16 protein-coding genes are annotated in these 20674 nt (G+C 57.0%); 5 read left to right on the top strand and 11 right to left on the bottom strand.

Annotation, left to right across the window (positions count from 1 at the left end):
- Nucleotides 1–6: 6 nt before the first annotated feature.
- Together Q3981_RS00195 and Q3981_RS00190 are read left to right on the top strand one after the other, a co-directional pair.
- Nucleotides 7–1611 carry a glycosyltransferase 87 family protein gene (locus tag Q3981_RS00195; protein WP_303122708.1) on the top strand — a complete coding sequence of 535 codons (1605 nt, stop codon included), beginning with the start codon at nucleotides 7–9 and terminating at the stop codon, nucleotides 1609–1611.
- Nucleotides 1593–2894 carry an acyltransferase family protein gene (locus Q3981_RS00190; RefSeq protein WP_303122707.1) on the top strand — a complete coding sequence of 434 codons (1302 nt, stop codon included), beginning with the start codon at nucleotides 1593–1595 and terminating at the stop codon, nucleotides 2892–2894. Before Q3981_RS00195 ends, Q3981_RS00190 begins: the two co-directional genes overlap by 19 nt.
- Before the next feature lie 172 nt (nucleotides 2895–3066).
- On the opposite strand, the gene Q3981_RS00185 is transcribed toward Q3981_RS00190, so the two are convergent.
- The 5 genes from Q3981_RS00185 to Q3981_RS00165 all read right to left on the bottom strand — a co-directional run bounded on the left by Q3981_RS00185 (nucleotide 3067) and on the right by Q3981_RS00165 (nucleotide 8005).
- Entirely contained in the window at nucleotides 3067–3792 is a 726-nt protein-coding gene (locus Q3981_RS00185; RefSeq protein WP_303122706.1) for a 1-acyl-sn-glycerol-3-phosphate acyltransferase, read from the bottom strand.
- Nucleotides 3785–4765: an ROK family protein gene (locus Q3981_RS00180; RefSeq protein ID WP_221927428.1), complete on the bottom strand. Its 981-nt coding sequence runs from the start codon at nucleotides 4763–4765 to the stop codon at nucleotides 3785–3787. The genes Q3981_RS00185 and Q3981_RS00180 overlap by 8 nt, the downstream gene beginning before the upstream one ends.
- Before the next feature lie 96 nt (nucleotides 4766–4861).
- Entirely contained in the window at nucleotides 4862–6010 is a 1149-nt protein-coding gene (locus tag Q3981_RS00175; RefSeq protein ID WP_303122703.1) for a glycosyltransferase family 4 protein, read from the bottom strand.
- A gap of 29 nt (nucleotides 6011–6039) precedes the next feature.
- Nucleotides 6040–7074 (bottom strand): NlpC/P60 family protein, encoded by a 1035-nt coding sequence (locus tag Q3981_RS00170; RefSeq protein WP_303122702.1) that lies wholly within the window; start codon nucleotides 7072–7074, stop codon nucleotides 6040–6042.
- Between the two features lie 280 nt (nucleotides 7075–7354).
- On the bottom strand, nucleotides 7355–8005 hold the full coding sequence (locus Q3981_RS00165) for a C40 family peptidase (RefSeq protein WP_303122701.1): 651 nt from the start codon (nucleotides 8003–8005) through the stop codon (nucleotides 7355–7357).
- Between the two features lie 505 nt (nucleotides 8006–8510).
- On the opposite strand from Q3981_RS00165, the gene Q3981_RS00160 reads away from it, so the two are divergent.
- Nucleotides 8511–10373, top strand: a complete 1863-nt coding sequence (locus Q3981_RS00160) for a DEDD exonuclease domain-containing protein (protein WP_303122700.1) — start codon at nucleotides 8511–8513, stop codon at nucleotides 10371–10373.
- 141 nt (nucleotides 10374–10514) lie between these two features.
- Here the strand turns inward: Q3981_RS00160 and Q3981_RS00155 are convergent, their stop codons facing one another.
- The 4 genes from Q3981_RS00155 to Q3981_RS00140 all read right to left on the bottom strand — a co-directional run bounded on the left by Q3981_RS00155 (nucleotide 10515) and on the right by Q3981_RS00140 (nucleotide 14966).
- Nucleotides 10515–12152 (bottom strand): cytochrome bc complex cytochrome b subunit, encoded by a 1638-nt coding sequence (locus Q3981_RS00155; protein WP_012731362.1) that lies wholly within the window; start codon nucleotides 12150–12152, stop codon nucleotides 10515–10517.
- On the bottom strand, nucleotides 12149–13384 hold the full coding sequence (locus Q3981_RS00150) for a ubiquinol-cytochrome c reductase iron-sulfur subunit (protein ID WP_204088317.1): 1236 nt from the start codon (nucleotides 13382–13384) through the stop codon (nucleotides 12149–12151). Before Q3981_RS00150 ends, Q3981_RS00155 begins: the two co-directional genes overlap by 4 nt.
- Nucleotides 13381–14289 carry a c-type cytochrome gene (locus Q3981_RS00145; RefSeq protein ID WP_303122835.1) on the bottom strand — a complete coding sequence of 303 codons (909 nt, stop codon included), beginning with the start codon at nucleotides 14287–14289 and terminating at the stop codon, nucleotides 13381–13383. Before Q3981_RS00145 ends, Q3981_RS00150 begins: the two co-directional genes overlap by 4 nt.
- A gap of 65 nt (nucleotides 14290–14354) precedes the next feature.
- Nucleotides 14355–14966, bottom strand: coding sequence for a heme-copper oxidase subunit III (locus Q3981_RS00140; protein WP_041628783.1), 612 nt, complete (start codon nucleotides 14964–14966; stop codon nucleotides 14355–14357).
- Between the two features lie 314 nt (nucleotides 14967–15280).
- Between Q3981_RS00140 and trpD the strand changes: the two genes are divergently transcribed.
- On the top strand, nucleotides 15281–16375 hold the full coding sequence (gene trpD, locus Q3981_RS00135; RefSeq protein WP_303122695.1) for an anthranilate phosphoribosyltransferase: 1095 nt from the start codon (nucleotides 15281–15283) through the stop codon (nucleotides 16373–16375).
- Nucleotides 16376–16516: 141 nt separating this feature from the next.
- Here the strand turns inward: trpD and Q3981_RS00130 are convergent, their stop codons facing one another.
- Both Q3981_RS00130 and coxB read right to left on the bottom strand, forming a co-directional pair.
- On the bottom strand, nucleotides 16517–16948 hold the full coding sequence (locus Q3981_RS00130; protein WP_012731357.1) for a cytochrome c oxidase subunit 4: 432 nt from the start codon (nucleotides 16946–16948) through the stop codon (nucleotides 16517–16519).
- Between the two features lie 18 nt (nucleotides 16949–16966).
- Nucleotides 16967–18082, bottom strand: coding sequence for a cytochrome c oxidase subunit II (gene coxB / locus Q3981_RS00125; protein ID WP_012731356.1), 1116 nt, complete (start codon nucleotides 18080–18082; stop codon nucleotides 16967–16969).
- A 526-nt stretch (nucleotides 18083–18608) separates the two neighbouring features.
- Here coxB and asnB point away from each other — a divergent pair.
- A complete protein-coding gene (gene asnB, locus Q3981_RS00120) occupies nucleotides 18609–20546 on the top strand; it encodes an asparagine synthase (glutamine-hydrolyzing) (RefSeq protein WP_303122694.1) in 1938 nt (645 codons plus the stop codon).
- Nucleotides 20547–20674: the final 128 nt, after the last annotated feature.

The following is a 20674-nucleotide window of genomic DNA, read 5'->3' as shown; positions in this document are numbered from 1 at the left end:
TAGCCTGTGGCTTTCTCATTCACAGGGTTCCGACGTCCACCGCGCCCGGCCGACACAACCGATGGCCACAGAGAAAACTCCGCACACATCGTCGATGGCCGACGAGTGACGCAGGGTTCGGGCCAAAAGCCTGGCTCAACTGTATGGGGTTGGGTTCTCGTCGGCGGATTGTCGTGTGTATCGCTGTTCTTCACGTTGTGGACGCTACGTTTCACACGTGATCTTGATAGCTCCACTTATTCCGATGGTGGTGGATATCGTCTCCACCTGGGCGACTCTTCAGGGATTATGTTGACCCCGCGAAACCTCGTTGACCTCGAGGTTTACCGAGCAGGTGCCCGTGCGATCATTCATCATCACGCGCTATATGACGGTACTTTCTCAACTAGCGAGCGTTCTCTCCCCTTCACCTATCCCCCTTTTGCCGCATGCGTGATGGTGGGGCTACTTGTTCTACCCACCGTCGTCGGGATGGTGTTTCATTCTGTGCTCTCCCTTGGCGCACTTCTTCTCACCACCTCAATCCTCACGCGAGGGTGGCGAATCCAGTGGCGGTATCTCGCGGCCGCCGCGGTCGTCATCTCGGAACCGGCCCGTGCGACGCTGTCTTTCGGGCAGATCAATTCAGTGTTGCTACTCATGGTTGTGGTTGATTGGTGGATTCTTTCCGAATCTCCACCAGGGTCCCGACGTCGCGCAGTGGCAGGTGTGCTGACAGGTTGCGCTGCTGCCATCAAGCTAACTCCTGCCGTTTTCATTCTGGTTCCGCTTCTCCGCCGGGATGCCTGGTCAACAGCACGGTGTGCAGTCTCTGCGATGATGGCAACCTGTATAGGTGCGTTGGTCGTCCCGCATGACACCTGGGTTTACTTCCGTCATGTGTTGTGGGCGACGGATCGGATCGGCGACCCGACGATCATTTCCAATCAATCGGTTAAAGGGACGTTGGGGCGACTCGCCACGTCAGCGGCTGACTCCCATGCAGCTGCTGGTGCGTCGCGGCCAATGGCCCTCCTCTGGGCACTGATTGTGCTTACCCTGGCAATTCTCCTCATCACGAGGAACCGTCGTCGCCACAATGACGTCCAAAGCTCGGGTCAGATCAATACTGGTCGAGCTATTCTGCCCTCGGCGGTGGGGCTCTTCGGACTCCTCGCCTCACCAGTCAGTTGGACGCATCACTGGGTGTGGGCATTACCAGCCATAGTCACCCTGTTCACTATCGCCGTTAGCGGTAATCGTTCCCTCGAAACGGCTTCTGACGCGGTGAATTCTCCTCACATCAGTCAGCGTTCCAGGTCTCGTCGAGCCAAATGGTATGCAATACTAGCTGGGACCGGTTCAGGAATTTTCCTGACGGGAACTGTATGGTGGGCGCCTCTCGTGTCACGATGGGTCAACGCCCCCAGACCAGAGGTTTTCGCCCAGACGCTCTCCCATGGTGGGTTCACCGATAACGTCATGGGCACGTTCTTTTCGGTGTTCATCGGGTGTCTGGAAAATAGCTATGTGGTGTGGGCTGGATTCGCATTTGTCACCTTGGCTTCTGTAGCCTGGTCACCGGCCCAACGACGGAGGAGAAACACACGTACATGTCAGCTTCATCGGTGACACGTCTGTCTCATTCGCGTCGCAGCACACCCGCTACCCGTGGTGCGGCAAGCAACACGGCAGACTCGACGTCAGCACCTCACGACGGTACAGAATCTTCCTCTGCTGGTGCGTCGTCACGACCTGAGTCCGAGGTTGCACCACAAAGTTCGGATAGCGCAGTGACCGCGTCGAGAACTGGCACGACAGAAACACCCGTACCGCGCAAGAAACAGAGGCTCCTCTGGCCGGACATCGGCAAAGGCATCTCGATCTTGGGTGTGTGTTTCCTCCATGCCACGATTTACACTCCCGACGGCGTGTACACCGCTGCTAACGCGGTCAATGACTGGTTGGGCCCGGTACGCCTGCCAATGTTCTTCATGGTGTCCGGTCTGTTTTCGTATAAGGTCCGACGCCAGACGCTCGGCGAACTCTGGCACTCGCGTCTCCGGTTTTTGCTGATCCCTTACCTCGTGTGGGCGCCGCTGGAGCTCTGGTCCAAAATGTGGGCCAACAATTTTGGGATAGATACTCACGAAATTGTCACGTCAGTTATTCACGGTGAATGTGGGCTCTGGTTCCTCCACTGCTTAGTTCTTTTCACTTTGGCTGTCTGGGTAACGAAGTGGTTGCCCGATCATTGGGCGCTGGCGGTCAGTGTTCTTCCCTGGTTGTGGCAGATGTATAACCCTGTCACGCCGACGCAGTCGCACATTTTTAATTACATGCCGGTCTATTTCGTCGGTGTGTTTATGCGGCCGGCATTGCTGGCGCTCGCGCGGAAATGGCGGTCTCCCTGGTGGTGGGGAGGAAGCTTCGCTCTGTTCTGGTGCACGAAGGTGGCTTATTCGCATTTTGGTGAAAGCTACGATCACCTCGTCGAGATGGGAATTGCTCATAACGACGCTGGCCAGCTCGATGTTCTTTTTTCGTCCATCCGAGCGCTGGGGGCACTTCCATTATCGATCTTGGTCTGTGCGCTTGTAGCGCAGATCCCCCTTTTGGCACGCCCCTTGCAATACATCGGGCAGCGGACGTTGGTCATCTATCTCTTCCACATGACCGCGATGAACCTGACGTGGGATCGCGCCCTCTATGTCTATGGCATCCGCGAGGACGTGACCAACGCCAGTGACAACGTCCGGATGGTATGCATCATCGGACTGTTCATCCTCTGCCTGGCGTCGGGGTGGGTCGTCGAGCAATGTAAGCGCTTGCCCGTCGTCGGCTGGACGATTCGCCCGTCAATACCCTTTTTTCAGTTCCCCCTCAGGGAACGCAAGGCAGCATCGGCATCGTAATACGCCACTATCGACCATCGACGACGACGTGATGGCTAGGGGGCTCCGTTGAGGTAGCCGCCGTCGATGCGGCCCAATGTTGGCGTGGCCCGGTTTGGACAAGGCCAGCGGGCCAACCGCATCGCGGCACGGCCAACGTCGTCAAACTGGTTAATCCGCGAGCATGGGGGGCTTACTTGGGCTCGCTACCCCGCAAGTAGCCTTTCCCCTCATTCAAGGCAGCTTTCACATCCGCTGCATAAAAGTCGTGGACATACTCCTGGCCACCGAGCTCATGGAGGGACTCCATAATGTCGTCGGTAAATGTCCTGAGGCGCTCGTATTCGTCCTCAATATGCATGTAATCCAACGGATCGAGCGGCTCTCCCACAGAGACTCCGACGCGAACTGGGCGCGGGAATAGGGACCCAATCGGGTTAGCTTTCCGCGTGTTGATCATTGCCACGGGATAAACCTTCTGGCCCGACTCGAATGCCAACCGGGCGATCCCTGTCTTTCCGCGGTATAGCCGACCATCAGGCGACCGGGTTCCCTCCGGGTACATGCCCATCAGATCGCCACGGCCAACCACCTTCAGCCCCGCGTTCAACGCGTCCTGAGCCGCCTGACCGGAAGAGCGGTCGATCGGGTACTGCCCCACCGAGGAGAAAAACCAGGCCTGGATCCGGCCGACGAGCCCCGGCGTCGTGAAATACTCGCTCTTAGCAAGAAACGTGATCTGGCGCGGGCATAGCAGCGGAAGATAAAACGAATCCATCACCGAGAGGTGATTGCTAGCCAAGATCGCTGGACCCTCCGAGGGGATCCGGTCGATGTTCTTCGTAAACGGCCTGTTCCATACCCGAAGAAAAGGACCGAAGAGAATGTATTTAAATGTCCAATACCAGCGATTATGCATGACTTTCCTTGAAGCTATCTCGCGCCAAATCAGCGACCCCAATCATACCGGCTTCCGCCCCTAATGTTGCCGTTTTGATCTCCGCGAGTGGCCGATGCCCTGCCCCCACCACGTTATCGGCATAAGCCCTAAGAGCACGGGGCATAAAAAGATCGGAGTCCGTAGAAACGCCACCCCCGATGACGATCAAGGACGGGTCGAAAAAGTCCTGGACCATGGCCAGACCTCGGCCCAACCACAGACCAAAGTCATCGACCACGAGCTTCGCTAGGGGATCCCCTTCCCGGGCAGCGAGAGAGACATGCCGGCCGGTGATTTCGTCGGGACGTGTCCGGTAGTCGCGAAGTAAATCAGAGTCTAAGTCAGTATGGGAACCGATCATTTCGCGAGCGGTCGTCGCCATTGCTGTCCCGGAACAGTAGCGCTCCAGGCAACCCCGCTTACCGCATGAGCATTGACGGCCATCAGGCACTACGCAGATATGACCAAACTCGGGCGCGGTGCCGTACGCTCCCCGATAGATTTCGCCATTCACCATCAATGTGCCACCAATACCGGTTCCGATGGCAAATAGCACCCAATTGTTCTCGTCATAGGCGCTGCCGTAGCGATATTCGCCCCACGCGGCAGAATTAGCGTCGTGCTCCAAGCGGACGGGGAGACGAAGCCGCTCCTCCAGACGGTCGACCACCTTCGCATCGCGCCAGGGAAGGTGGGGTGCGTACCGCACTGTTCGACAGTCCGGCGTCAAGAACCCGGCTACTGCCATCCCTACCGCAGCAATGTGGTGCCGGCGCTGTAAGTGTCGGACAATCTGCACCACACCGTCTTCCAGCGCATGCGATGAAGCCGGGGTCGGGATTTGCTCCGAATCGATGATTGTCCCCTCGTCGGTAACAACCGCACCACGCAGGTTCGTACCACCAATATCAAAGCCGACAGTAAGCGGCCGGACAGAAGCGTGATCGGACATCAATACCTTTCGTTGAGGACCGCCGAAGAAAGAATCGTCTCAGCCAGTAGATAATGGCCTACTTCCGACGACGTAACTGGCGAATGGCTAACTTATTCAATCTAGCCCGTCGAATAAAACCTGGGCCAATTGCGGCCCCCTCACGGACCACGACCACTCCTTTTGGATGTATTCGCGGCCCTTCTGACCCATCGCTGCAGCACGCTTGGGTTCCGCGAGCAGCCCTGCAACGGCATCCACAATCTCATCGACGCGTCGGCCATTGACGACGATCCCCGTTTCTGAGGGACGAACGGTCTCTGGTGCTCCACCACCGTCTCCTGCGACCACAGGCACGCCGCATGCTTGGGCTTCAAGGAAGACGATGCCCAACCCCTCGACGTCCAACCCACCGCCGAGTGTGCGGACCGGCATCGCGAAGACATCAGCGCACCGATAAAAATCCGGTAAGGCATCGAAGGGAACGGGGCCCGTCGTAATGAGAGAATCGCTGACGCCTAACGCCGATGCGCGCGCGATGAGCGACTTTCTACCCTTCCCCGGGCCAACAATGAGTAGTTTCGCTGCCGGAATACGCTTCCGGATGCCGGGGAGAGCTTCCACAAGCATGTCTTGCCCTTTTCGCGGCACAATCCGCGAAATGCATACAACGAGGGGCGCGTCACCCAATCCGTATTGCCGACGAATACAGTCACCCGCCTCCTTATTTGGCGAGAAACGGGTGATATCCACCCCGGGTTGGAGCGATGACCACGCTGGGTGGGGACCGAACGCGCGACGTGTTCGCATCTGGGCATATTTGGACACGTAGGTCAGCATGTCGACGCGGGAACCGATCAACCGGAGAACTTGCCGTGCTCCCGGAATCATCGACCAGCCGATTTCGTGGCCATGCGTCGAGGCCACGACCCTTCGGGCGCCCGCTCGACGGGCAGCTGAGGCCATAAGGGCGAGTGGGGCACTCGCACCGAACCACACGGTGTCGATTGACCAGGCGCGGATGATCTCTTGCATCCGTCGAGCTGTCATTGGGGTGGGCAGCATAACCCGACGCGGCCAACGAATGATGGCGAACGGAGCGTCGCGGTCGAAGGCCTGAGTTGCGCTCTCATCCTGAGTGGAGGCAAAAACGATCAGTTGGTCGGGGTCGAGTGTCTGAACAAACTCGTGAAGGTACGTCTGAATCCCACCCACTGTCGGTGGGAAATCATTGGTGACGAGCAAGACCCGACGAGAGTGACCCATGGGCTCACATTCTATGAAACATCGCCACCCTAGTAGCGACGAGCCCCGTACACAGGCATCGAGTTCACTCCGACAACCTGCACAGGGATGCCGTAATCGGCAGCGTGGACGACCTTGCCATTACCGATATAGAGACCGACGTGGGTGGCCCCTGGGTAGTATCCGATGACGTCACCGGGTTGAAGATCATTCATGGACACGGGCGTTCCACCAGCCATCTGAGCGCCGGACGTGCGAGGAATGGTCTTCCCCATTTGGCGGTATGACCAGTACACCAGGCCTGAACAATCGAACTCATTCGGCCCGGCCGCGCCCCATGAGTACGGAGCGCCGAGTTTCGATAGGGCCGCGTTGACAGCAGCGTTAGCCGATTGCTGGGCGGCCTTGATTTGGTCCTTACCCATGCGAATCGGGTTGTTCTTATCTTCCCACCGCCGACGCTCTTCAGCGGAGAGGTTATCGATCGCAGCCTTGATCCGAGCAGTCTGAGCTTTGAGCTCGTCTTGCTTGGCGAGCAACTCTTTTTCCTGCTTATTCAACTCATCGGAAGCGTTCTGAGCAGCATCTTTGGCTTTTGCGGCAACATCTCGCTCTTTGTTCGCCGCACTTGACTCACGTCGGTACTGATCGAGCGTATTTTGCCGCCCCGTGGCGAGAGCACTGATATACGATGCCCGGTCGATAGCGTCCTGCGGGTTCGCCGCACCAATATAGGCTGTGGTGGGGTCAATGCTGACTTGCCGGTAACGAGACAACGCGATCTGATCCACCTTGGACCGAATGGCGTTAGCTTTATCCGACGCCGTCCGGGCCGCGTCCGACTTGCTATCGACGTCGTGCTGAGCTTCCTTCAGTGTTTGATCAGCGCCTTTGATCTTTTCTTCAAGCTCTTTGATTTTTTCCGATGTCTGCTCGGCTTCGCGCGAAACCTCAGACATCTGCGCGAAAAGATCGTCTTTATTCGCCGGTGTCGCTGCCGAGGGGGCAGGGTCGGCATGGGCAGGAGTCTGGCCGACTACCGAAATAGCAAGAAAGGCTGGGAGGGAGGCCGCAGCTACCACCATTCGAGTACACCGCGACGGCAAAACCATAGTGAGACGCACGGTGATACTTTTACCAGTTCCGCGTCAAAAAATCACCTTGACCAGTCAAAATGTTAATAAAGTTAACCGTGTGACCAATGCGGTTAGTACCCAACAGGCTTAACCGGCCCTAACGACGCCCCCCCAAGACCGAGCCAAGCAGGTGTTGCCGATTCTTCACATAACAAAAAGCGCCCATCTTACCTGGGCGCTTTCATCCTCAGCCGTGCTTGAGCAACCGGCTGTGCTCTAGAAGCTCGTGCTACGCGTAGCGGGCAGCCGAGTAGGCCTGCATGGAGCTCAGCGGAACGACAGACACGGTCTGACCTTCCTGAGGAGCGTGGACAACGTTGCCACCACCGACGTAGACGCCGACATGGTTTCCGCCATAGAAGCCGACGATGTCACCGGGCTGTAGCGCGTCGAGCGCAACAGGGGCGCCGCCCGCCAGCTGAGAGTTCGAGGTCCGAGGGATGGCGATGCCAACTTGCTCGTAGGCCCACTTCACGAGACCCGAGCAGTCGAACGCGGCGGGGCCAGTCCCACCCCATGCGTAAGGGGATCCCTGCTTGGACTGAGCGGCGTCGGCAATCTTCTGGCCAACGCTACGCAAGGTCTCGATCGGATCGATGGCCGGAGCTTCAGCCGGTGCGCCCCCAATGTTTGCGGCGGTAGCGTCGGCATTCGGGATGTTAGCCTGCGACATGTAGTCGTGGATCTGCTTGTTCAGCGCGTCCTGTGCCTGCTGAATCTGGTCCGGAACAGTGACCGTGTACTGAGTGTTAGGAATCTGAACCTCAGCAGCAGATGCGTTGGCAGCGCCTGCGATTGCGGTAGTCGCGCTCAAACCCACAGCAGAAACTGCAGCAATTTTGCGGCCGGTGGAAGCGCTCAAGCGGCTACGGTTAGCCATTCGTGTTTCTCCGATGCGTGTCGACGGTCAGATCTCAGGCGGCACCCGCCGCTCTGTAATGTCTCGAAAAGGTTACGAAATGGATACGGTCTATGTCCAACTCGAAACCCAGGCAGGGGGTTCATTCACCCCAACCGCCATTCTGTAACCGAAACGTTATTTTTGGGCCACCTTCTACAGCGCCATGGTCGGCTTTACCTAGAAGTACCTGTTGCACTGGGAAAATGTCGTCAAATAAGAGCAACCAAGGATTATTACGCGTCCTGAAATCTCGCCCCTAATAACTTGAAATGTGATATCTATCACAGTTTTGTCATAAAACCTCATCTCCCCCACAAAACTCACGCGTTTCAGCCTTCGATGGGGCACATCGCACATATATTTCGTCGCTACTCGAACTATGACTCTCCCTGTCTTTGTCACATACCTCTGTGTCCCATGAGCGTTGTACCCTCTCACTGTGAACCGCGCCCGCACATCACTCGTCCCAGATCATGGGGACTCCGTGACTTCAGAACACCCCTCATCTGACGCGCAGGCGCATCTCCCCGTTTCTCCAACATTCAACCAGGACATTGCTGACTCCCTGATCGTCAACACAACATTCGTCATCGTGGACCTCGAAACCACGGGTTTATCCGCGCACGAGGACCGCATTATCGAAATCGGAGCAGTGAAAATTCATGGCGGCGAGGAAATCTCCCGCTTTTCTACCTTCGTCGATCCGGGTCGGCTCATCCCCCCGGTCATCACGAATATCACCGGGATCAGTGACGATGATGTTGATGGAGCACCAGAAGAAGCCCAGGCAGTAAAGGATTTCCTCGAGTTTGCACGCGGGACGGTTCTTGTCGCCCATAACGCTCGCTTCGATATTGGTTTCCTCCAAGCTGCATCGATGCGCGCACACATCACGTGGCCACAGCCAACTCACCTGTGCACATTGGTCCTTGCGCGGACAATTCTGGACCGCTCTGCCGTCGGGTCTTTTAAGCTTTCGTCTCTCGCGCGACATTTTCACGCCACGACGACACCCACGCACCGCGCGCTCGATGACGCACTCGCCACAGTGACTGTGTTCCACGGCCTTCTTGAGGAGCTCGGGTCCCACGACATCATTCATGTCGGGGATATTCCCACGCGGCCAGCTCGAGGGGCCGCTAGTGCGTCAGTCTCCCAAACATCGACCCCCGACGCCACGTCGATTTCGCCGTCTCCCAACCGCTACCGCCACCTCATTGAGAACGTCCCCTCCAGCCCAGGCGTCTATATTTTCCGTTCACACTCTGGTGAACCGTTATATATAGGTACGGCAGTGAACCTCCGCCGTCGGCTCAGACAATATATAAACGGCAATGACAAACGACGCCTGATTCCGCACCTTCTCCCCCAAACTCGGAATATCGACACGATCGAATGTGCGCACGGATTTGAGGCTGAGGTTCGGGAAGCAACGCTGATCGCTAAGTTTCGCCCTCCGTTTAACCGACGCTCTAAGGAACCGCGGCAGTATTGGTGGATTTCCGGGGCGCGCCCGCGCGCACACGATGTTTCCCGCGCCACTATCTCGCGCGATCCCCGCTCTCCTAACGCCCTCGGCCCCTTTCGAACGCGCCAAAAAGCCACGACTGCGGCACGGTTGCTCGGTATTGGAGCTCCGACAGCATCCGGACTCCCTGTCGACCAGGCCATCCATTGGCCACCGTCGTTATCGACCGCAGAGGAACGGATCGCCGCCTTTTTAAATCCTGATGGAGCCTTAGATCCCGACTTAGATCCCGAGACAGGGAGCACTTCCGGCCCGGCTGGCCTATCCGATGACATCCCAACCGGCGGTCATTCATACCCCCTTCAGAACCTGGAGGAGAACAGCCGAAGTCAAAGGGATAGACCTGACTACTACCAACAATTAATTAATGTGGTCACCGACTTGGCATCGGACGGTCGTTTTCAACGCGCAGCTCTCACGCGGGATGCCGTTGCAGCCTTACTTTCGACGACGGCCACCGCCCAGGCTTACCGAGCCCTTGCCGCAACTCCCGAGATGAGGTTGACAGCGCCTGATGGCGAAGGCGGGTGGAACCTTGCGGTCGTACGTTACGGGCGGCTGGCGAGCGCGGGGCACGTTGCCAGAGGAGGCGCTCATGGGAATGCAGTGGATCTGCTCCTCGCCCATGCGACGCATGTTGAACCGGATTCTTCCCCGCTCGGAGGGGCGAGCATTGAGCAATTACGCGTGATCCGGCGGTGGATGGAGAAGCCCGGAGTGCGGCCAGGTCCTGGTTGCGAAGGATGGTTCATGCCGGTCCAGGGCGCTGGGCGATTTGCCGATTGGATAGATAAGGCGCGGAAGGCTACCGAGAGCTAACGGAATAGATATACGCGAAACCCCGCTTCCCTGTTAAGGAAAGCGGGGCTAGTGACGTGCGCGTGAAATTACCTTTGCACACCGCGGTGCGGGGCCGAGACTCACTGCTCGGCGTACCCACTCCGTGGAATGCCCGGGTTATTACTTATCGTCGTCTTTATACTGCTCGCGGTTACGCGCCTGCAGTTCCTCGAGCATCTCTTTCTGTTCGCGCTCGTTCTCATGCTCGATCTCTTCCGCACGGTCCGCAATGTCTTGCGAATCCGGCGTGAAGAACGTGCCGCGGCCCGGGTGGCCGGAGTAACCAAGCTGGTTCATCTGCTTCGGAACCGGGGCACCTTCGTATTCAAGCGGTACGGCGTGGCCGTGCTCATCAACCGGGCCTAGCGGCTGGTGAACTTCAATGAACCCACCTGAAGGCAGAACTTCGATCGTGCCGGTAGCAACACCATGCTCTAGGACCTCACGGTCAGAACGCTGCAAGCCGAGGCAAATACGGTACGTGCAGTAGTACACGATCGGCGGAACGATAACGAGACCGATACGTCCAACCCACGTCATAGCATTCAGTGAGATCTGGAAGTGGTAAGCGATCAGGTCGTTCATACCTGAGATGGTCAACAGGAAGTAGAAGCTGATGGCCATCATGCCGAGCGAGGTGCGAACCGGAACATCGCGGGGGCGTTGCAACAGGTTGTGGTGAAGGTCGTCGCCAGTGAGCTTTTGCTCGATGAACGGGTACGTAACCAGCAGCACAACCAGCACGAGCAGCATGATCGCTACCCAGAAGATAGCTGGGATTGTGTACCGACCGATGTACAACTCCCAGGCGGGCATAACACGTGCAGCACCATCTGTCCACAGCATGTAAATGTCAGGCTGAGAACCTGCTGACACCTGGGCCGGGTTGTATGGACCCAAGTTCCAGATCGCGTTGATCTGGAAGATACCACCGAGCAAGGCCAGAACACCGAAGGTGATGAGGCCGAAGCCGATACTCTTGACGGCGAAGACGGGGAGAATTCGCACGCCCACGACGTTGTTCTCGGTACGACCAGGTCCGGGGAACTGCGTGTGCTTCTGGTACCAGACCAAAGCAAGGTGCGCAGCAATCAATGCCAGCAAGATACCCGGAATGATGAGCACGTGGGCAATGTACAGACGGTCAATGATGATGTCGCCCGGGTAGTCGCCGTTGAACATCATCCAGTGCAGCCAGGTACCGATGATCGGCAAACCAAGAATGATGGCCGACATAATGCGGAGGCCAACACCTGACAGCAGGTCATCCGGCAGCGAGTAGCCCATGAAGCCCTCAGCCACGGACAGGAGCAGAAGCACACAACCAATAACCCAGTTGGCTTCGCGTGGCTTACGGAATGCTCCGGTGAAGAAGATACGGAACATGTGCACCGTAATAGACACGGCGAACATCAAGGCTGCCCAGTGGTGGATCTGTCGGATGAACAGACCACCGCGGACCTCGAAGGAGAGGTTAAGGGCTGTCTCGTAGGCGCGGGACATTTCCACGCCGTTGAGCGGTGCGTAGGCACCGTCGTAAATGACCTTGCTCATCGACGGGTCGAAGAACAGGGTCAGGTAGGTTCCGGAAAGGAGGAGGATGACGAAAGAGTACAGAGCAATTTCGCCAAGCATAAACGACCAGTGGGTCGGAAATACCTTGTTGATCTGGCGCCGAACCCCGGAGGACATGGTGTAGCGGTCATCCATGTTCCGCGCGGCTTGCGCCATGTGCGATGGATAAGTCTTAGTGGTCATGAACGACGCTCCCAGAAGGCCGGGCCGACGGATTCAACGAAGTTACCCTTTGCGTAAAGGAATCCCTCGTCATCCACAGCAATGGGCAGTTGCGGAAGAGGACGTGCAGCTGGGCCGAAGACTGGCTTGCCGTAGTGCAACGCGTCGAACTGTGACTGGTGGCACGGGCAAAGAATTCGGTTGGTTTGCTGCTCGTACAACGATGTCGGGCAGCCAATGTGCGTGCAGATCTTCGAGTAGGCGTAGTAATCGCCGAAGTGGAAGTCTTCCTGTCCCTTACGCTGGATGGCGCGCTTGGCGTCACTGTGGCGCAGACGGATCAACATGACCGAGTTACGCGAACCATGGATGGACTCCATGTGCGCCTCGTACACATCGGCGTTCTTGTCGTATTTGTCGTGGTCGTTGACGACATCCTCGAGAAGCGGGAAGACCGTTTCCATGGCCCCAGCGTTCAGGTCCTCAGGGCGAAGCCGCACCAAGCGGGTAACGCCACGAGTCTCGTACGTCTCGCCAGTGGCCTCATAGCCACCTTCGTGCTTTTCAGCTGTGACGCCGGTGTCGCGGCCTAGGTAAACTTTCTTACCCTTCTCCGTGAGGGTCCATCCCGTCGTCCACAGGGTGCCGTCACCCTGGACGTCCATACCTTTAGCCTTGGGCTTCCAGGGGTTCTTAATCATCCCGCCAATCGGGAAGATTAATGCGAGCCCTGCGGCAACAGCGCCGGTTCCCATGATGCCTTTAAGCACCTTGCGGCGACCAAGGGTGGATGTTTCCCAGGAATCGTTGAGCAGAGCCACGAGGGTCTTCTGATCAACTTCATCCGACGGGCCGTCGTGACGACGCTGAACGGAAATTTCCTCGGGGATGAATTTCTTGGTGAACTTGACAGCTCCGATGCCGAGGCAGAGGATCGCCAAGCCCATGCACGCCCCGAATAGCGGAGTGTAGAGGGAGTAGAGCCACAGGCCGTCCTCCCCTAGCCCCTTGTACTTCCAGGGCCAGAACAGGTAAACAGCGATAAACGCAATGGCGAAGACTGCGCCTAAGAGGAACCACAAGCCGACGCTGCGCGCGGCGCGTTTCTCCTCAGGGTCGTTGTCCATGGGGAAACGCTGTTTACGGTAAGCAACGGTAACGTCGTCAAGCTCGGTGCCGAGGCGAGCGAGCTCGTCATTGCTCATGGCGGCTAGCTCTTCGGACGTGTATTTCTTCGTTATCTTGTCACTCATGACCGCGTTCCAATCCATAGTGCCGCGCAGACCATAACGGTGACGCCGCCGATCCACATCAACAAACCTTCAGTGACTGGACCAATACCACCCAGGCCGTATCCGCCCTGTGTCGGGGTGTCCTGCTGAGACTTAATGAAGGCGATAATGTCCTTCTTCTGGTCTGAGGTCAGTTGGCGATCGGAGAACTTCGGCATGTTCTGAGGGCCGGTCAACATCGCCTGGTAGATCTCTTGCTCATTGGCAGGATCAAGATCAGGTGCGTATTTACCACCGGAGAGCGCGCCGCCCTTACCGGTGAAGTTGTGGCACGATGCACAGTTCAAACGGAACAAATCAGAACCGCGAGCGACGTCCTCAGCCTTGATGTTTCCGTCGTAGTGTTCGCCACGGAGGGACTCCATAGCGATGTTCCCGTCCTGGTCGTGAACGATGTCCGGTCCACCACCGCGGGACTGCACGTAAGCTGCCAAAGCCAGCGTCTCTTCTTCTGAGTAACGGGCTTTCTTACGCTCAACCTGGGCTTCGTTGCGGGTCATAGGCATGCGGCCGGAGTGCACCTGGAAGTACACAGCGCCTGCGCCAACACCGGTGAGTGCTGGGCCACGGTCTTTGACGCCCTGGAGATTGGCGCCGTGGCAGGTGATACATGCAACGTCGTAAATATCTTTACCCTGCGAGACGAGGGCTGCCTGGTCTTTATCAGCGGTGGCAGTCTGAGCGTCAGGGGTTAGGGCATCAGCGAGAAAACCTGCGCCAGTAAGGCCGAGGGCCAAAGCTGCCGTACTAGCAAAAGTACGACGTAACTTTCGGCGGCCACGGACCTTCTTGGCGTGGCGCACGGTGTCGGTTCCGGTCTCCACCGCGGAACCCGACAACGTGCCGGAATTGTTGGAGTTAACCATCATTTTCCCTTTATGTCGTCATGGAAAGTGAGGGCGGTGTGGTGGCCAATAAGGCCAGGCCCGGCCTACTGAATGAAGTAGATAGTGATGAACAGCCCAATCCACACAACGTCAACGAAGTGCCAGTAGTAAGACACGACGATGGACGCTGTCGCCTGGGCGGGAGTGAACTTGGCTTTGTAGGTACGCAAGAGCACGATCCCGAAGGCCAGGATCCCGGCGAAAACGTGGACAGCGTGGAAACCGGTCGTGATGTAGAAACACGAACCGTACACACTGTGTTGGATCGTTGTTCCGTCAAGGACGAGGTGCGTGTATTCGTTGACCTGACCAGCCAAGAACACGAGTCCCATAACGGCAGAAAGGGCGTACCAGCGGCGAAGGGCGAAGACATCACCTCGCTCTGCCGCGAACACGCCCCACTGCGCCGTAAACGACGACGCAACCAGGATGATCGTAAAGAACAAAGCCAGGGGCACGTTCAATTCGACATCCGCCGGGGGCCAATCTCCGCCGGAATTTGCGCGCGACACAAAGTACATCGCGAACAGGCCAGCGAAGAACATCAATTCCTGAGACAGGAACACAACAGTTCCGACACTGACCATGTTGGGTCGGTTCAGTGTCGCAACACGCTGTGGTGCTGCCATACCTGAGTTTCCTACTGCGCTCGTCACGCATGTAATTATGACTGACAGCCCCCTCCAAGGTCACTTTTATGCTTCGGCAAGTATCGGGAACTCTTAAAATCCCAGCTCAGAACCATGATGAAATTAGGGGGGAACCCTTATTGGGGGTAACGGGAACTTTAACCCGCTTATTACCGACGGCCCCTTTTGCGGACACCTGTCTCATGGTGCAGTTCGACCAAAACCGGCGGAGACAACCGTCGGAGATAACCCCTTTGGAGACGACGCCCTCGGAGAAACCGCGCTCCGGTATCGTCATAGAAAACGTATTAAACATATCAGTACATGAGCATGGAGCACACATGACGACGAACTGGGTTGACCTTCTCAACCACATAGCCGACGGGCGCGATCTAACCCCCGATGAAGTTTCAGCTGCGATGCACTCCATCATGAGTGGAGACGCATCACTCGCAAAGATCGCTAGCTTTATCTACGGAATTCGGGTGAAGGGAATCACCCCGACAGAGCTCGAGGCGGCCGCGTCGACAATGCTGGACTTTGCCCAGCCGGTTGAATTACCGTCATCCACCAATGATGATCGTGAGCCTGCTGTCGACATTGTCGGTACCGGCGGGGACGGAGCCCACACGGTCAACGTATCGACGATGGCGTCGCTTCTGATTGCCTCGATGGGTATCGACGTTATCAAGCACGGAAACCGCGCGGCGTCGTCGCGCTCGGGCGGAGCAGACATGCTGGAAGCTCTCGGCGTCCCGATTGACCTCTCCCCCGACGACGTGACGCACATGCTAAGCAAACACCACTTTGCTTTCATTTTTGCGCGCACCTACCACCCCGCAATGAAGTACGCGGCGCCGGTGCGCTCGGATATCAAGGTGCCTACGCTGTTTAACCTTCTAGGCCCCATGACGAACCCGGCCCGGCCGACCGCGGGGCTGATCGGGTGTGCGTTCCCTGAGATGACCTCCGTCATGGCAGACGCGTTTGCGCGACGCGGTGACACTGTGCTCGTCGTTCACGGGCAAGACGGATTAGATGAGTTTTCCGTCTCTGGTCCCACCGACGTGTACGTCACACACGATGGTGGCGCCGAACGCTACGAGTTTGATCCTCGCGATTACGGATTCTCCTACTACCCGCTTAGCGCGATCCGGGGTGGCGACGCGGACACCAACGCTCGCGTCGCTCGTCAATTGTTCTCGCTTGACCCTATTGCCGATACGCCGACAACCCCGCTCCCCTGCGATATGAGCGCTGTGGAAAACGCGGTTCTTTTCAGCGCTGCTGGGGCACTTGTTTCAGCGCAAGGATGCGACAAAGAATCATTTCACGATGCGATGGGTGAGGCGCTCGACCGTGCCAAGGCGGCATTACATGATGAAAAGACCACGGATCGTATCCAGCGCCTCGTTTCAGAGAAACGCCCTTTGTAGAGCACTCTATGCGCAACGTCGGCTAGCTCGGGGCTAGCCACGCCATCTGAGACAGCAAAGAGCACCCGTGCCAGGAAGGATGCACGGGTGCTTTTTGTGGATGGAAATTAGCTACGAGGCGCTAACCCCTCCGAGTACGGACTAGTGCTTTTCCACTGGTGTTCCGTACTGCAGGTTCAGTTTGACTGTTGCCCAGACGGTGATCACGGCGCCGATGCCGATCATCCAGTAGGCCAGGAAGACGACACCATAGCCAAGCACTGCGATGCCGCAGGTCATGGCGAAGGGCCAGATGGAGTTCGGGCTGAAGAAACCGAATTCTCCGGAACCATCAACCTGCTCTGCTTCCTCCCAGTCCATCGGCAGAACATCCGAGTGACGTTCTGTGATGTGGAGGTACACACCAAGCATCAGCGTCATCAAGGCGCCGAGCAATAGTCCGGCCGATCCTGCCCATTCGATACCGCTGATGTAGCCGTTATCGTTGATGAACTTGGTGGCCAAGACGTAGATCACAGTCATGATCACAAGGAAGACTGTGATCGCGTAAAACAGTCGCGATGAGGATTTCATAACGGTGTACTCCTAGTTCTATGACTGCTCGGCTTGGTTGTTATCGACGTAGTTGTCGTTCGCTTCGCGCGTATCCTCACGCCCAGGCAGGAACGGGTGGGTTGAGGTTGCGTACGGTTGCTCGCCGATCGCCTTCAACGCATCAGCATTCGATGCGCTCGGATTGTCTTTACGGAAGTTCATGTAGTCACGGAACTTATCCGGGCTGACAACACGGATCTCGAAGTTCATCATGGCGTGGTACGTACCGCACATCTCGGCACAACGTCCGACAAACGCGCCTTCCTTATCGATCTTCTCGATTTGGAACTTGCGGTTGGACTTGTTCGCTTCGGGGTGCGGGAAAGCGTCACGCTTGAACAAGAACTCAGGAACCCAGAAAGAGTGAATGACGTCAGCTGACGCGAGGTCGAACTGAATGGCTGTCTGAGATGGCAGAACCAAGACAGGAACCTCGTCAGTAGTTCCCACGGTCTCGATCTTGTCAAAGTTCAGGTAGGACAGATCGCTCTTTGAATTGCCGTGAATGGGGTTCGATGCGCCCTCTTCACCACGGCTGCTGCTTTCGATCTTCTTCGTGCCATCGGCGGCTGCCTGAGCGGAATCGTCTCTACCCTCGTAGGTGTTTCCACCCATCAAGGAGCCATCGACCTCGTTATAACCAAATTTCCAGTTCCACTGGAAAGCGGTGACATCGACCTTAACCTTCGGGTCTTTGTCCATCGCTGTGACCTTATCTTCGGTCTGCACAGTGAAGAAGAAGATGACCATCACGATGATGATCGGGACTGTGGTCAAAACAAGTTCAAGCGGGATGTTGTACTGCGTCTGACGTGGGAACTCTTTTTCACCCTTCTTCTCTTTCCGTTTCGCACGGAATGCGAAGGACGAGTAGAACATCAAGCCCCACATGATGATGCCCACGATCCAAGCTGCTACCCAGATCCACACCCAGAAGTTCCCAATTTCCTTGGCTTCAGGGGTGATGCCGTCGGGTACGCCGAATCGCAGAAGCTTAAAGAAGCCGTTATCGGGCGGCGCTACGCTACATCCGGACAGCAAGTAGCCACCGGCTGCCAAAACGCCAGCTAGTCCTAGCTTGCGCGACCAATTGCGCATTTTTCGCTGTTCCACGTGTGTTTGCCTTCCTGATCCACACCAGGTTGAAAAAACGCTGGGATTCATTCCTCTTTTAGCTAGGGTAATCCATAAAGAGGGATAAACCATCATGGATGGGCGTCAAGAGTTCCCACCAGACTGGAAAAAGCTGCCAGTTTTACCCCCGCGACTGGCCGACGTCGGCAAGCATTCAAACGTAGCTTTGTTCCATAGCGATCGTCGTTAACGATTTACGCTGGTATTTTCCTGTCAGAATTGTCAGCATCCTCACAGCTTTCCTGTCGCGTGCGTTACGTCGTTAAGAAAATGTTATTCGCATCACAATTCCCCTACATTGGGTAAGCCCTCTGTCCACTGGATGAACAAATACCGGCCCGCCGCCGAAGCAGCTCGCACTTTCCCACTACACACGACTAGAGTCGAGGAGAATTCCGTCGCTAACACTGTCTACCTAGAAGAAGTCACATATCAGGCTGTTCAATTCAGGCTGCTCAGTGTTGTGCGGATATATAAAAGGTATAGAACAGAAAGGCCTTATTGAATGTGCGGTTTGCTCGGACTCATCGCCGCTAGCGGAAATGCGGAGGATTTTGTTCAAGCCACTGGTTCATCACTGACCTGCATGCGTCACCGTGGCCCGGATGAGGATGGCACCTGGAATGACGCCGACGTGGTCTACGGATTCAATCGGCTGTCCATCATTGACCTCGCACATTCCCATCAGCCTTTACAGTGGGGCCCGGAAAACCAGCCCAACCGGTACGCGCTGACCTTCAACGGCGAAATCTACAACTACAAAGAGCTGCGCTCCGAACTGAAGGACAAGGGATATACCTTCGCCACCGACGGGGACAGCGAAACGATCGTCGTCGGCTATCACCACTGGGGCCGGGACGTCGTTCACCATCTTCGTGGAATGTTTGCGTTTGCTGTGTGGGACTCGGTCGACAAGACGATGTACCTCGCTCGTGACCAGTTCGGCATTAAACCCCTCTACTGGGCCACCACCGACAAGGGCACCCTTTTTGCCTCGGAGAAAAAATGCCTGCTCTCCATGGCGGACAAAGCTGACATCGATCTGTCGCTAGATAAGCGCGCAATCGAGCATTACATGGACTTGCAGTATGTGCCCGAACCTGAGTCCCTGCACACCGGAATTCGCCGCCTGGAGTCCGGTTGCTGCGCGACAGTGAAGCCCGGTGAAAAGCCCGAGGTACATCGCTGGTTTACTCCTCGCTTCCCCGAAACCTCGGTGAACAAGGAAAATATCGATTCCGAGATTTCAAAGATCGAGCATGCCCTCGAGGATTCCGTTGCTAAGCACATGCGTGCCGACGTCACCGTCGGATCGTTCCTGTCCGGCGGAATCGACTCGACGGCTATTGCGGCACTCGCGAAACGCCACAACCCGAACTTGCTGACCTTCACCACAGGTTTCGAGCGCGAGGGGTATTCGGAAGTCGACGTTGCCGCGGAATCCGCGGAAGCGATCGGCGTCGAGCACATCGTTAAGGTGGTCTCCCCCGAGGAATTTGCCGAGGCGGTCCCCCGCATCATCTGGTATTTGGACGATCCGGTGGCAGACCCGGCCCTCGTCCCCCTGTATTTCGTCGCAGCGGAAGCCAGGAAGCACGTCAAAGTTGTCCTCTCTGGCGAGGGTGCCGACGAGCTCTTCGGCGGATACAACATCTACCATGAGCCGCTTTCTCTTGCCCCGTTCGAGATAATCCCGTCGTTTGCCAAGAAGGGTCTGCGGACCCTCGCACAACGCCTCCCCGACGGGGTGCGAGGCAAGTCATTGTTGGAGCGAGGTACCACTCCTCTTGAGGAGCGTTATTACGGTAATGCCCGCTCCTTCTCCTTCGACCAGCTCCGGCGCGTCATTCCGTGGGCCAAGAAAGAGTGGAACCACACGGATGTCACGACTCCGATTTACGAAAAGTCGCAGGGCTGGGATCCGGTAGCCAGGATGCAGCACCTGGACTTGTTCACGTGGTTGCGTGGCGACATCCTGGTCAAGGCTGACAAGATGACCATGGCGAATTCCCTCGAGCTCCGTGTGCCGTTCCTCGACAAAGAGGTGTTCAATGTCGCGCAATCATTGCCGACGAGCATGAAGCTGACTCATGGCACATCGAAGTGGGCATTGCGCCAGGCGATGGAACGCATCGTTCCCCCGCACGTCCTTAACCGCCGGAAGCTTGGGTTCCCTGTCCCGATCCGACACTGGTTGGCCGGCGACGAGCTCTACGGCTGGGCGGAGGACATCATCACCTCATCGCAGGCCGGTGAGATTGTCGACCTCGGAGCCACCCGCTCTATGCTGGAAGAACACCGCTCTTCCATGACCAGCGGATCTGGCCCTGACCATTCCCGCCGCCTATGGACTGTGTTGGCATTCTTAATCTGGTACGGAATTTTCGTGGATAAATCGATCACCCCGGATATCCCAGAGCCGACATACCCGGTCGAGATGTAAAGCGGTGCCCGTTTACATATGCGAAAACGCCGGCCACAACTTTTCGTGTGGTCGGCGTTAAGTATTAACAGCGGGCTCGTATCAGTTGAACGAGTCTCCGCACGCGCAGGACCCCTTGGCGTTGGGGT

The sequence above is a fragment of the Corynebacterium sp. genome (assembly GCF_030530965.1).
GTDB lineage: Bacteria > Actinomycetota > Actinomycetes > Mycobacteriales > Mycobacteriaceae > Corynebacterium.
Note: the sequence above shows the minus strand (reverse complement) of the source record. Positions and strands in the feature narration are given on the sequence as shown.